Genomic DNA, 14,032 nt, shown 5'->3' on the forward strand with positions numbered 1-14,032 from the left:
ATTGTGGACACTGCAATTATGAATACTCACCTTTATTTTGCGGCGTTTTGCCTGACAACCCTGGTCGCCTGCGGTGGTGGCTCGTCAGACAGCAAACCAACCTCAGGTAATACGTCATCAAACACAACAACAGATACTCCAACACCTCAGCAATCAGCTGGAGACACTGAACAACCCTCGCAGGAACAGGGTGATAACTCGGAAGGTGAGGGGAACAACGATGCTTCTGAAGGAACTGATGAAACGCCCGAGCAACCAAACACACCGCCTGAAGTCGTTGTCGCTGTCGCTCAGCCCGAGGTGATCAAAGGTGCGCCATTGACCTTGTCTGCCAATGTGGCAGACCCTGAAGATTCTTCATTTAGCTATCTGTGGAAGCAGTTAAGTGGCCCGGAAGTGGAACTGGGTGATGTCACGGGCTCAACGCTGGTAATTACTTTGCCAGAAACTTACCAGGCTACTGGTGATACTTATCAGTTCTCAGTCACGGTAATGGATCCGCAGGGCGCAGAGACAACTTCCGAGATAGATGTCTATGCCAGTAATGCGATGTCAGATGTTCAGGCCGCAGTGCTTTTACATCAGGGAACTATGGGGCCAACACTCGAAGAAGTGAATGCTGCTACTGGTATGAGTGAAGAGCAATGGCTGGATGCGCAAATGGCATTGCCAGCAACTCTTCATTCTCCGTTATTGGAGAACTACCCTGACAGAGATACGCCATATCAGATAAATCGTATTGATGCCTGGTGGAAAGCCACACTGAGTGCAGATGATCAACTGAGGCAGCGCGTGGCTTTTGCTTTGAGCGAGATTTTTGTTGTCTCAGACGCAAACAACGCATTAAAAGGCGAACCGGAAGGTATGCTGGCCTATTATGATCTGTTACTTGAACATGCGTTTGGCAACTTTCGGGCATTACTGGAAGCTGTGACTTTGTCACCTGTAATGGGGACCTATCTCAGCCATCTTGGTAATGAAAAGGCCGATCCAGCGCGCAATATTCGACCCGACGAAAATTACGCACGAGAAGTCATGCAGTTGTTTACCATTGGGCTGGATATGCTTGATCAGGACGGCAGTATCATGCGTGATGATAGCGGTCAAAGTATCGCAACCTATTCTCAGCAAGAGATCACCGGGTTTGCACGTGTTTTCACGGGCTGGACGTTTGCATTCTCGGCTCGCTGGAATCGTCCAAGCCGCAATTTTAGTCTGCCTATGCAAGCATTTCCCGAGTATCACTCAGAGTTAGAAAAAACACTACTGAATGGAGAAGTGATCCCGGCCGGTGTCGGGCCAGAAGACTCTATGCAGCTCGCTTTAGATAACTTATTTAACCATAGTAATGTTGGTCCCTTTATCAGCAAGCAGCTTATTCAGCGTTTGATCACCTCAAACCCCACTGCTCAATATGTAGAACGCGTTGCTATGGTATTTAATGACAATGGGAGCGGTGTACGGGGAGATCTCAGTGCTGTGGTCCGTGCCATTTACCTGGATGATGAGGCGCGGCGGTATGGATCTGTTCTGGCACATCAGGGAAAAATTAAAGAGCCAATACTGAAAGGGGTTCAGATGTGGCGTACATTGGATGCGCACAGCGAAGAAGGTAACTACTTCACCTGGAACCTGGATGACAGATTTGGTCAGGGCCCGATGCTATCACCTTCCGTATTTAACTTCTTCAGGCCAGATCATCAGCCAGCAGAGCTGAGTGAGCAAGGCTTGTTTGCACCTGAATTACAGATAGCGAATGATGCTGCGATGATTGGCACGTTAAACCAGCACTATAGCGACTTGGTCTGGCGCATGGCTGAGCGTCACGATACGCTCAATCCATCGGCAATTTATTTGTATGGCCACAGCGATATCTCATTGCTCGAAGCCAGCGGGCTCAATGCGTTACTCGACAGATATAATGTGCTGTATTTTGCAGGCAATATGTCACAAGCAAGCCGAGAAGCGTTCATAGAGCTCGACGCGTACTTTGTGAATAAAAGTGCGGCAGACAGAGTCGGGCAGCTTTTGTTTATGGTGTCACTATCACCCGAATTTAACGTGCAGTATTAGGAGGCCGGCAAGATGAACAAGAGCAGAAGAGACTTTCTATCACTGTGCCTGAAGGGAGGCATGTCGGCTGCAGCATTGACCAGTTTGCAGCTTCAGGCGCTGTCGGGCAGCATAGAGCAACGTAACTTTTCAGACTATAAAGCTCTGGTATGCGTGTACCTGTATGGTGGTAACGACTCCATGAATATGCTGGTTCCGCTGACGGGAGACCACCGTAGTTGGTACGAAGCAAGCCGCCAAAACCTCGCTGTGCAGGATGCGCTGTCACTGACAACTACCAGCGAGTTTGAAGGTGGCGTTGGCTTGCATCCTGCGATGTCTGCATTACAGTCTTATTTTGACCAGCAGACTTTGGCCTTTGTGGGCGGCGTGGGGACCTTGATCACACCGACGTCCTTAGTTCAGTATCAGGCCAGGAGCGTACCATTACCGCAGCATTTGTTTTCGCATAATGATCAACAGGCAACCTGGATGCACGGCCAGGAAAAGCAAACGCTGAATACCGGCTGGGGAGCCAGGTTACTAGAGCGGTTAGATCAGGGGACGGTATTTGGCAGTAATATTACCGTAGATGGGGCAAATCCATGGCAAACAGGCATGAATACCAGTGCGTTTGCGTTGAGCAAAAGCGGCATCAGTAAAATTAACGCACTGAGCGGTTATGAGCCGCGCGTAGAGCATGTAAGGCGCGTGATGCAAACCTTGTTTAACCAGACGTCTCATCCGTTGGCATCGGCGTATGGCAGCCGGTTAAATGGTTCTATCGAACATACTTTATATATGAATGCTTTGCTGGAAGAGGCACCGGTACTGGCGACTGAATTTGGCGAATCGAGCCTGTCGGCGCAATTGGCGGCGGTAGCGAAAACCATCAGTATCCAGTCCCAGCTGGGTGCTAAACGACAAATCTTCTTTGTCTCTATGGGCGGTTTCGATACGCATGATGAGCAGGAGTCTGCCCATCCGGCGCTACTGGGCGCACTTGCACAAAGCTTAGTAGAATTCCAAAGTGCGATGGCTGAGCTTGAGCTGACCGAGCAGGTCAGTACATTTACCATGTCTGATTTTGGTCGTACATTAACCTCTAACGGTGATGGCACCGACCATGGCTGGGCAGGTAATCAGTTGATACTTGGTGGCGCAGTAAATGGCGGAGATGTGCATGGCGCTGTGATGCCACAGCAGCTTGATGGGTCAAATGACGTTGGAGGCGGACGTCTGATCCCGGCGTTCAGCAATGAACAGTATTTCGCACCGCTGGCACGTTGGTTTGGTCTCGCGGATAGCGAAATGACAGAGCTGTTTCCGAATCTTAGCAATTTTGATGCACAGGCCCTTTCCTTGTTCAAAGTATAGTTGTGTAGTTTTGCTTCTGCACCAGTCATGTTAGATTACTTCGTGAAATATCACGAGGTAATCTATGTCTTCTGTAATCGCACAATTCTTGAACGATCCCCGTCTGCTGCTTAATGCAGTTGGCGAGGGAATATACGGCTTTGATCTATCAGGTAATGCCGTGTTTATTAACCCGGCCGCAGAAAGAATGACAGGCTGGTCTGCAGACGATTTATTGGGCAAGAAAATACATCAATACCATCACCATAGTTATGCAGATGGCACGCCTTATCCAGCGGATCACTGCCAGATTTATCGAACCATGTTTGACGGCAAAACCCGGCATGTCACAGATGAGGTGTTTTGGCGTAAAGATGGCAGCTGTTTCGCTGTGGAGTACACGTCGACACCCGTGTATAAGGATGGCCAGGTTATTGGTGCTGTCGCGATATTTCGCGATATATCAAAACAAGTAGAGGCTGAACAGGCACTGAGAGACGCGCTCGAGCAAGTTCAGACGCTGTCTGAGCAACTCAAAGAGGAAAACAGCTATCTGCTGGCAGAGATCAATGAAGACTGGCAGGATTCAGGGTTGGTAGGCCAGAGTCATATTTTTCAGACTATGCTTGAGCAAATAAAGCTGGTTAGCCAGACCGATAGCACTGTACTGGTCTTGGGTGAGAATGGCACCGGAAAAGAACTGGTTGCGCGGAATCTGCATCGTCTGAGTTTAAGAAGTAGCCAACCGTTTGTACGTGTTAACTGTGCCGCTTTTTCACCCAGTTTGTTGGAATCTGAACTGTTTGGCCATGAAAAAGGGGCGTTTACAGGGGCGAATGAAAGACGCAAGGGGCGTTTTGAACTGGCACATCAGGGCACGTTATTCCTCGATGAAATTGGCGAGTTGCCACTCGAAGCACAGAGCAAGCTACTGAGGGTGTTGCAGGAACAGGAGTTTGAGCGTGTTGGTGGGAGCAAAACCATTTCAGTAGATATTCGGGTGATTGCCGCGACCAACCGAGATCTGTGGCACATGGTAGAAAAGGGGGAGTTCAGGATGGACTTATACTACCGCCTCAATGTCTTTCCTATTAAAGTACCGGCACTCAGAGAGCGGCTTGAAGACATCCCTTTGTTATGCGCCAATATGCTATCGCGGCTTAATGCTCGTTTGGGTAAGCAATTGCGTGGTATCGCTAAATCTTCACTGGTAAAACTTCAGGCTTACGACTGGCCTGGTAATATTCGTGAACTGCAAAATATCCTCGAACGTGAAGCCATATTAGCTACAGGCAGAACACTGAGGCTGACCCAGGCACTGGCTGCAAATATGGGGGAAGCTGCCGTATCTCAGGATTTATCTCTTGAACATGCCCAGCGGGAACACATACTTTCAGTCTTGGAGCTTTGTCAGTGGCGGGTGGCAGGCGAGCAGGGCGCAGCAGCTTTACTGGGTATGCCAGAAAGCACTCTGCGATCAAAAATGAAGAAGCTAAATATTCAAAGGGAACGCGATATATGACGGTGGTTCGTGATATATCGCGATCTGATGTTTGTCGTTAATTTTAAAGTCCATATAAAACAATGGTTTAAAAACTTTCAGTTTGGTCTGAAACTTGCAAATTGAATTAGTGTGTTTCACTGACAATAAGCAAGTATTATGAAGTTCGATATTAAAGAAGAAGATATGATCATTAAGCCCTATAAGCAGGATGGGCCGATTTATATCCGCGAACAAAAGGGGCCTTTCCAGCAGATCCGTCGCTATCTGGGTTGGTTCCTGATGTTGGTTTTCATTGCCATTCCCTGGATCCCATACAAAGGCCAGCAGGCTGTATTACTGGATGTGGCTTCTCAGCAGTTTCGTATTTTTGGCGTCACTTTACTACCGCATGATTTCATGATCCTGGCCTGGGTATTTATGGCTGGCGCATTTGGCTTGTTTTTTGTGACTAACTGGCTGGGCCGAGTGTGGTGTGGTTACACTTGCCCGCAAACGATTTGGATGCTGATGTTCACCTGGGTTGAACATCGGATCGAAGGGACTCGAAACCAAAGAATTAAACTGGATAAAAGCAACTGGGATAGCAAAAAAGTATCTAAGAAACTGGCAAAACATGCAGTGTGGTTGCTTATTTCCGTCTTTACAGCCACTTCTTTTATGGCCTATTTTGTGCCTGCCAAAGCGCTCTATACCGATATGTTTACACTGCAATGGTCAGGTCTTGTGAGCTTTTGGGTGTTTTTATTTGCATTCTGTACCTACGGGAATGCTGGTTTCTTGCGCGAGAAAATGTGTAACGTAGCTTGTCCATATTCGCGCTTTCAATCAGTCATGTTCGATAAAGATACCTTAGTTGTATCATACGATAGTGCGCGGGGCGAAAACCGTGGTCCCAGAAAACGCAAAGCAGATCACAAAGCCATGGGATTAGGCGATTGTGTTGACTGTAATCTATGCGTTGAAGTGTGTCCGGCGGGCATTGATATCAGAAATGGTCTGCAATACGAGTGTATTAACTGTGGACTGTGTATTGATGCCTGTGATGAGACCATGAATAAGTTTGGTTACGAAACAGGGCTTATTAAGTACACCAGTGAAAATACGCTATCTGGCAAAAAGACTAACCCGTTCAGGCTGAAGCTGGTGGGATATGCAGCACTGTTCGCTATGATTGTGGTCACCATGGTGGTCTGGGCAATGAATCGTACGCCTATAGAAGCTTCTGTGATCCGAGACAGAAACGCGTTGTACCGCGTGAATTATGAGGGACTGGTGGAAAACCCTTATACCCTGAGTATCATCAATAAAACCCAGCAAACCTTGCATTATCAGGTTGGGATCAGTGGGATAGAACATGCCAGTTTATCAGCGCCTAATTCGATCAGGATTGAGGCGGGGCAAATGCTTCTGGTACCAGTGACTGTTACAGCGGATGGTTATGATTTAAGTCGCACAGCAACACCATTGAAGTTTGTGGTGACGGCCCAGGAGGATGCGAGCATAGCTATAGAAAAAGAAAGCTACTTCTATAAAAACCGCTAATAGCGGGTTAGTTTTGGTCTTCTCCGATGTGCACCTTATTATTGAGTCGAGCTGTTTCATTAATGAGGTGCCTATTTAGTTTGTCTTTTAAATGGGTTGGTAGCCATTTTAACATAATGCGGTTGTACGCCTCTGTTTTGACCAGGTTAACTAATGCCTGATCGAACAGGGCCACAGCCTTTTTGCCTAAGGCATTATTGGTACAACCGATATAGCCCTTGGCAATAAGCGGAACGCCTTTTAAGGAAATTTGTGTCAGGCTATCTGCCCCAAGGCGTTTACTCAGGTAGTAGTGTTCACTCGGATAGCCCAGGACTAAGTCCACTCGCTTTTTAATCAGCATGTTTGTCAGGCTTTGCAGGGTATCCCACCCAGGCCGAATAACAATCTGATCGCGTGGTAACTGCTCGATAAGTTTATCGAGCTTTTCTCCATATGAACGGCTTTGTGAGATTCCCAAAGTGAGGTTATGCTTGAGCATAAGTTCAGCTAAAGATACTGGCTGCAGGATGTTCAATCCGAGTTTAAGCATGGTCTCTTTTCTCAGTGCCAGCCCGGGCGAAAGACCCACTGTTGAATGGTGCTTCGTATAGGTGATGTATTTTTTTCTGCTAGCTGTTTTATAAAGCGAAATCATGCAGTAACCGTTAGGGCTGTTGCTTAGCTCATGAATGGCGCGACTGGCTGGAAAGCTATGGTGATAGTAATCCAGTGTACTTAACTGAGTATGCAACAACGAAATTATTTGTTCATCTCGCCCTTCGCCTTCGTCCCGATCTGCATAGATGTAGTAAGGCGGAAAGTCTAAGGTGATCCAGGATATTGCATGATTCTCGATACGAGCGTAACAAACAGAAGTAATACACGTTAACAACAGCAAAAAGAACTTCACGCATTTCTCCGATTATGTCACCTGAATAAAGAGTTTAGCAGAGGTCCTAAAAAAGCGGAGTATAAGGCGGCTCGGGCCGGATATTTCATAGGAATGGCTGAGAGGGATATTTATGTTTTAATTATTTTTACAAATGGTGATGGTTTGCTACATTTTAGAGGGTTCCACCTCAGTTTGCACCGCTTGATGGACATGGATAGACAAACTTAGTTACGCTGCAATTGGTGCACATTTCAGTTAAAATGGGGGGTTAGCGTAACGATTCATAACTAAATTGGAAATAAGAGAAGACAATCATGGTTACGCTTATCGTCAGTGATATATTCGGTCATAGTGACTATCTCGAGGACTTTGCACAAAACCTGGGCGGTGATTGCAAAGTGAGTTCTCCCTACGGTGATCGGCAGACAAAAAGACACCTGCCAGAAAACCAGGTTTATCAGAGTTTTATCAATGAAGTTGGGCACGATGCGTATATGCGAAAAGTATTGGACGACATCCTGGCCTACCAACCGGATCTGATCATTGCTTTTAGTGCCGGGGCTGTTGCTGCCTGGCGGGCTTTGTCTGCAATCGCATTAAAGAGCTCTGTAAAGCTGATAGCATTTTATCCCGGACAGATACGGAACTATTTGCATCTCAACCCAGGCTGTCGGGTTGATGTCTTTTTTCCCTATCAGGAAAACCATTTTGACATAGTTCCAGTAATGGAAATACTGCAGCAACAGCCCAATGTTGAGTGCTTCCGTACCCGTTATGAACATGGTTTCATGAACAGACTGTCTACACACTACGACAGCGATGCTTACGGGCATTATCTGGCGAGATGCCAGGGAGAAGCGGCACAGCTGGCAAAGATTAAATTTAACTATCGACGTATTAAAGATGAACTAGACTTAGTGTCATCTTAATCATTGTGAGCACTTAACACCCGGTTATCGGTCATGGAAGTACAGCTTTAAGTTGTGATGTGGTGGTTGCTGATAGCGCACGGGAGCAGTGGTAGCAAGTTTATTTGTTATCGCTGTGTTTCTGTCGCCTCACATTACTACCGCAATAGAAGGAGTTTTCTATGTCTGAAAAACTGACTATCCCTTATCGCCATTTTTTGGGTAACCCCATTGCCAAACCACCTTGCAGAATGCTCAATGCAATGATGTACGGATTTTTTTTAAAAGGGAAAATTGAGAAAATACAAGCGTTTTTCGATGCTACGTTGAACTCCGTACCTAATGAGGTTAATACCTACAAGGCCATATCTTCGCATTGTCTGCTGACATTTACTGATATCGAAAATATCGCATCTAAAGTTCCGCCATTTAGCAATTATGGCTACATGCAGGAAACAGATATTATTATCTGGGTGCCAGTGGCTGAAGTGTGCAAAAACTCCAATCGTATGACTCATCTCTATTGGTATCCCGCATTTATCACAGTGAATAACATCAATGCGCTGATCAATGGCCGTGAGACCTGGGGGTACAACAAGTACTTGTGTCGCTACGAAATGCCCAGTGACCGACGGCATGCTGATCATTTTTCGCTGAGCCTTGAGACCTTTCAGCCCTACGACCCGAATAAAAAAATGGCCTGGTACGAGTTATTATCTATCGATCGGGTAGCGGATGATGACACCTGGTTCGAGGAGGCGGTAGAGATAAGCAAGGAAGTTGCCGAATTGCTTCATGAAACTGCCAGCGAAATTGATATTAGTAGCGAGTTTATTAAACAACTACTAACCGGGTTTACTAATCCAATGTTAGATCAGATCTTTTTCAAGCAGTTTCCGGATGGCTACGCCACCAACAGTGTGTACAGTGCTGTTGTTCACTCTCCTTCAGAAGTGAAAAAGCTCCATAAATTAGGTTTTTTGAAGGACGAATATAAAGTCACCATTAATCAGGTTGATGCTTTTCCCCTGGAAGATATGTTTGGGATCGCCGTGGGCGAGCAGTTTGCAAAGCTACCTTATTATCTGTGTATGGACTTCGATCAAGACGGGGCACATGAAATTGTCAGAGCCGAGCTGGGGTAGGGTGCCATTATGAGTAAAGAAAAAATCGCAATTTTAGGCGGTGGCGTATCGGCTATGACTGCTGCTGTTTATCTGACAGAAAAAGAAAACTGGCAGGAAGACTATGAGATTACGGTCTACCAGTTAGGCTGGCGCCTTGGGGGGAAAGGGGCAAGTGGTCGCAACCCCGATGCACATGAGCGTATTGAGGAGCATGGCCTTCACGTTTGGTTTGGAGCATATGTTAACTCGTTTAGGGCGATTGAAACCGTCTACAATAACCTGGAACGACCAAGTTCTGTGCCTATTGCAACATGGCAGCAGGCGTTAAAACCACACAGCTTTGTGGTGTTGCAGGAGTTCATTGATAATGAATGGGAAACTTGGCCAGTAGATTTTCCATTGGTGCCTGGCAACCCGGCGGATGGCACATTGGATCTGCATTTTTGGCAGCTGATCCAGATGACCATTGCCTGGTTACACAAATGGATAGATGGATTAGAAGATGAAGTGGAAGCAGCGCACCGTGAGATCCGACTGCAAACGCGTAAACGTCGAGACCGAGGTTTGTTGCAGCACCTTGCCAGCGAAATCACGTCGGCATTTGACAGTCTGGAAGATAAAGTGTCTGATTTTTTTGATAGTGCACACGATGAGGCCAAAGAGATCTGGTCGACCCCCAGATTATTGATCGCACAACTGCATGAACTGTTGAACCTGCGGGCATCGGATAAAAACCTTTCAAACAGCCGTGACCGCCTGGTTACCTGGTACATAGTTCGTAAGCTTAAACGTTGGCTCAGAGCTGAAGCGCGCGATCTATTGGATGATCACCCGGGTATCAGGCGCTTATATATTTGCGCTGATCTTGCTATTGCTATGTTGATTGGTCTGCTTCGTGATCATGTCCATTCAGATGGCTTTGAAGCAATCAATAAATATGACTTTAAAGCATGGTTGAAACGCAATGGTGCCGATGAAGAGTATGTTGTCGAATCAGCGCCCGTGAGGGGATTTTATGATCTCGTGTTTGGGTATGTTGATGGTGATTTTGATAATGGTAATGTTGAGGCTGGCGTTGCGTCACTGGCCATGCTTAGATTGATGCTGTGCTATCGCGGTGGCGTAATGTGGAAAATGCAGGCTGGCATGGGCGATATCATTTTTTCACCTATTTATGAACTGCTGGCTAAACGCGGCGTTAAGTTTGAGTATTTTCATCAGGTTGACGAGTTGATCCCGACATTGCAGGGCAGCGAGCATGTGGTGGATGAGATCACAATGACGCAGCAAGTAAAGCTCAAAAATGGGCAGTACGATCCGTTTGTTGATGTTAAAGGATTACCATGTTGGCCAGATAGACCAAACTATGACCAGATAGATGATGCACAGGCTGCGTTATTAAAGCAGCATAATGTCAATTTGGAATCTTTCTGGAGTAACTGGCCGGCAATTTATGAAGCTGAGTTTGGTACGTCGTTGCCGACACTGTCACTCAAGCGTGGCCGGGACTTCGATAAAGTGATCTTTGGTATCTCTGTTGGTGGCCTTGAGCATTTGTGTCCGCAGCTGTTGGCACTCGATAGCAAGCTCAGTTTACAAAGCAGTGAAGTCAAAACTGTGGCAACGCAAGCATTTCAGGTTTGGCTCAATCAAACAGATGAACAGCTCGGCTTTAATTACACGCCACCCAGTGAAGAACGCCCCATTCTCAGCGGGTTCTCGCAACCTTTTGATACCTGGGCGGCCATGTCTAATTTGTTACCGCATGAAGATTGGCCTGCAAACGGGCCCAAGAACATTGCCTATTTTTGCAGTGCTTTTGGTTGTGATGAATACCCACCCAGTAACCACCATAGTTTTCCGTTGGAGCAAAAAGCCAAAGTAAAAGTAAACGCCATCAATAAGCTCGCGACAGAAATGAAACCGCTATGGCCTAATGCCTATAACACAGCGGGTCAGTACAACTGGAATACCCTTTACGACGATAGCATCGCACAAGGTGAGGAACGATTTGACAGTCAATACTGGCGGGTTAACGTCGATCCCAGCGAGCGATATGTATTGTCTGTGGTAGACAGCAGCCAATACCGACTCCCAACAGATGGCAGTATTTTCACTAATCTTTACCTGACAGGAGACTGGATCAGCACAGGTGTTAATGCCGGGTGTGTTGAAGCAGCAGTGATGGCTGGCATGCAAACCTCTCGTGCCATTTGTGGATTACCTGAAAATATCAGTGGTGAGGATGGATTTAAACCGGACTAGCGCCCGTATAAGCTAACTATTCAGGGAGCAAGGTTAGCTAACTATAGAGATAATATACATAAGACCTCCGATTTTATTGGAGGTCTTTGCATTTCGACTATACTCAAACAAGCACAAGCGTGAAGCAGAAAAAGAGCATGGATATGTTTAAACTCTCAGCGATATCAATTTCAATAATTACAGTTTTTTTCTCTCCCGTAAGTGTTTTTGCAAATAATGATAGTATCGAAGTCATCGAGGTTTATGCGCAAAAACGTAAGCAAACACTAGAGGAAGTGAGCATTTCAATTGCGACTCTGAAAGGTGACAATTTGACCAGTCAGGGTATTAAAGACATCAGCGAAGTAGGCGGCTATGTTGCCAATTTTAAAATTAGCCTGAATGCCGCCGAGGGCACACCGCCCGCATTGAATATTCGAGGCGTAGGGTTAATTGACTATAACACCGCCAATACGTCGCCCATCGCGATGTATATTGATGGCAGATCGGTTGGCTCTGCAAACAATCAGATAGCCAACTTGTTTGATGTTGAGCAAATTGAAGTACTGAAAGGTCCACAAGGCACTTTGTTTGGACGTAACAGTACTGGTGGCGCATTGCTTGTCAGGACTAAGCGTCCGGACGATGGCAACTATGGCTTTATTAAGGCCGGTGTTGGCACCGATGAATGGCGTCGGGTGCAAGGGGCGTATAATGCCAAAGTTAACGATCTAAGCGCGTTACGGTTTTCTTTTAATCACACCGATTACGATTACACAAGCTACAACTTATTTGAAGCATCTCCGGAAGGGGGCCTTAAACAGCAAGATGCCAGACTTAGCTACTTAGCTGAATGGGATGACTTTACACTTTATGCCAAACTTGAATATGGCCACTGGGATGGGATTGTGCAGCCAGTTGGTAATATCGGCATTTATAAAGATCCTGTTAATGGGTTGCGTTGTACGCCGGCGGAGGCTGGTGGCCCAGGGTGTTTTGACATGTTTGGCTTCAATGACGGCAGCGATGATTACTGGGCTGTTCGCGTGAATAATGACTCTCCCCATTTGTCTATCTACAAAGGCTGGACCGTACAAGGCGATTGGCAAATCTCAGACAGCCAGCAATTAACCTACATAAATGGCTTTAATCGCCTGGACAGAAGACACGCATTTAACTGTGATGGCAGCCCTGCGAGACTGTGTGAAGGGGAGCTTGGTTTGAAGAATGAGATGCTTTCAAACGAGTTGCGATACAGTCAAACCAGTAACAGAGATCACCTTACTCTGGGTTTGTTCCATCTGGAGGAGCGTATCTATCAGGATAATTTCAATGATATTTTGCGAGATTATCGTGGACTTTTAAGCACTGACCTGACCAACACGTTTTTCTATGGCAACGAAATTATAGTAAAGTCTGTGGCGGCATTTGCGCAGTATGAGTGGCAGCTCAACGACGCACATCGCATTACTGTCGGGCTTCGTTATAGTGATGAAACGGTAGAGTATGATTCCGTTTCCCAGTTGAATACTGTTGCAGATATCACACAGGTAGATGGGGTGACGGTCCCTTACTATCACGTCAATGGTGAAGTAAAAGATGATGGTTTGTCCGGTCGTCTGGCCTGGAATTACCAGTATTCTGATCCTCTCATGTTCTACTATAGTTTTGCTAATGGTACCAAAAGCGGTGGATATAACGGCGGATTGCTGGCAACAGAAGAGCAGGCAAAGTTAGCCGACTATGGCCCTGAGGAGCTCTATGCGCACGAAATTGGGGCGAAATATAACAACGCAGATGACTTATCTATCAACGGCGCTGTGTTCTTCTACGATTATAGCGATCAGCAGGTGTTTATGAACCAGGCCTCAACTACGCCGGGCGCACCACCGCTTCAGTTACTAGAAAACGTTGGTAGCTCAACAATATACGGTGCTGAGCTGGCCTTACAATATAAGCTGAGCGAGTCCCTTAAGCTTAGAGGTGCAGCCGGTTATGTGCCTGAGGCAAACTTCGACGAGTTCATTGACCCGGTGGGCAATGTACTGACGGACAATCGTTTACCATTTACCCCGGAATGGAACATCAATGGCGATGTCACGCACTCTGTGTCATTTTGGCATGGGGAGTTGGTTTCAACGGTTGGGTTAGATTATCAATCTGAGTACTACTTCGACCAAAACCAGAATGCTTACGCAATGCAGTCAGGATATACTCTTTGGCGTGGCAGCGTGCGCTTTGAGCGAGGGGACTGGCGCTTTGGAATATGGGGAAAAAATTTGTTTGATAAAGAGTACAGTCACTTAAAGTTCGATTTAAGTACTTTTCTCGGCATGCTGCAGGACTTTAAAGGAGAGGGGAGACGCCTTGGGGTGGATGTTATGTATAGGTTTTAGCCAGTCATTGGCCTCGAGCTGCTACAGTT

At 46.6% G+C, this 14,032-nt stretch carries 9 protein-coding genes; 8 read left to right on the forward strand and 1 reads right to left on the reverse strand.

The genetic code is table 11. The features are described 5' to 3' along the window. The first annotated feature begins 18 nt into the window (after positions 1-18). From AT705_RS01760 to ccoG, 4 genes are all read left to right on the forward strand, one after another. Positions 19-2,073, forward strand: a complete 2,055-nt coding sequence (locus AT705_RS01760; protein WP_058795223.1) for a DUF1800 domain-containing protein — start codon at positions 19-21, stop codon at positions 2,071-2,073. A gap of 12 nt (positions 2,074-2,085) precedes the next feature. Next, entirely contained in the window at positions 2,086-3,429 is a 1,344-nt protein-coding gene (locus AT705_RS01765; RefSeq protein ID WP_058795224.1) for a DUF1501 domain-containing protein, read from the forward strand. Between the two features lie 64 nt (positions 3,430-3,493). After that, positions 3,494-4,930 (forward strand): sigma-54 interaction domain-containing protein, encoded by a 1,437-nt coding sequence (locus AT705_RS01770; protein ID WP_058795225.1) that lies wholly within the window; start codon positions 3,494-3,496, stop codon positions 4,928-4,930. A 138-nt stretch (positions 4,931-5,068) separates the two neighbouring features. Further along, the gene (ccoG, locus tag AT705_RS01775) at positions 5,069-6,454 is read left to right on the forward strand and encodes a cytochrome c oxidase accessory protein CcoG (RefSeq protein WP_058795226.1); all 1,386 of its coding nucleotides are present in this window, start codon (positions 5,069-5,071) and stop codon (positions 6,452-6,454) included. 7 nt (positions 6,455-6,461) lie between these two features. Here ccoG and AT705_RS01780 read toward each other — a convergent pair whose 3' ends face one another. Beyond that, positions 6,462-7,346: a TIGR02285 family protein gene (locus AT705_RS01780; RefSeq protein WP_058795227.1), complete on the reverse strand. Its 885-nt coding sequence runs from the start codon at positions 7,344-7,346 to the stop codon at positions 6,462-6,464. A gap of 296 nt (positions 7,347-7,642) precedes the next feature. Here AT705_RS01780 and AT705_RS01785 point away from each other — a divergent pair, with 296 nt between their 5' ends. The 4 genes from AT705_RS01785 (at position 7,643) to AT705_RS01800 (ending at position 14,003) form a co-directional block, all read left to right on the forward strand. Next, entirely contained in the window at positions 7,643-8,257 is a 615-nt protein-coding gene (locus AT705_RS01785) for a hypothetical protein (protein WP_058795228.1), read from the forward strand. 161 nt (positions 8,258-8,418) lie between these two features. After that, the gene (locus AT705_RS01790) at positions 8,419-9,381 is read left to right on the forward strand and encodes a hypothetical protein (protein WP_058795229.1); all 963 of its coding nucleotides are present in this window, start codon (positions 8,419-8,421) and stop codon (positions 9,379-9,381) included. Between the two features lie 9 nt (positions 9,382-9,390). Next, a complete protein-coding gene (locus tag AT705_RS01795) occupies positions 9,391-11,628 on the forward strand; it encodes an NAD(P)-binding protein (RefSeq protein ID WP_058795230.1) in 2,238 nt (745 codons plus the stop codon). Between the two features lie 143 nt (positions 11,629-11,771). Continuing rightward, on the forward strand, positions 11,772-14,003 hold the full coding sequence (locus AT705_RS01800) for a TonB-dependent receptor (protein WP_058797881.1): 2,232 nt from the start codon (positions 11,772-11,774) through the stop codon (positions 14,001-14,003). Positions 14,004-14,032 lie beyond the last annotated feature (29 nt).

Source organism: Pseudoalteromonas rubra (genome assembly GCF_001482385.1).
In the GTDB taxonomy this organism is placed as follows: Bacteria; Pseudomonadota; Gammaproteobacteria; order Enterobacterales; family Alteromonadaceae; genus Pseudoalteromonas; species Pseudoalteromonas ardens.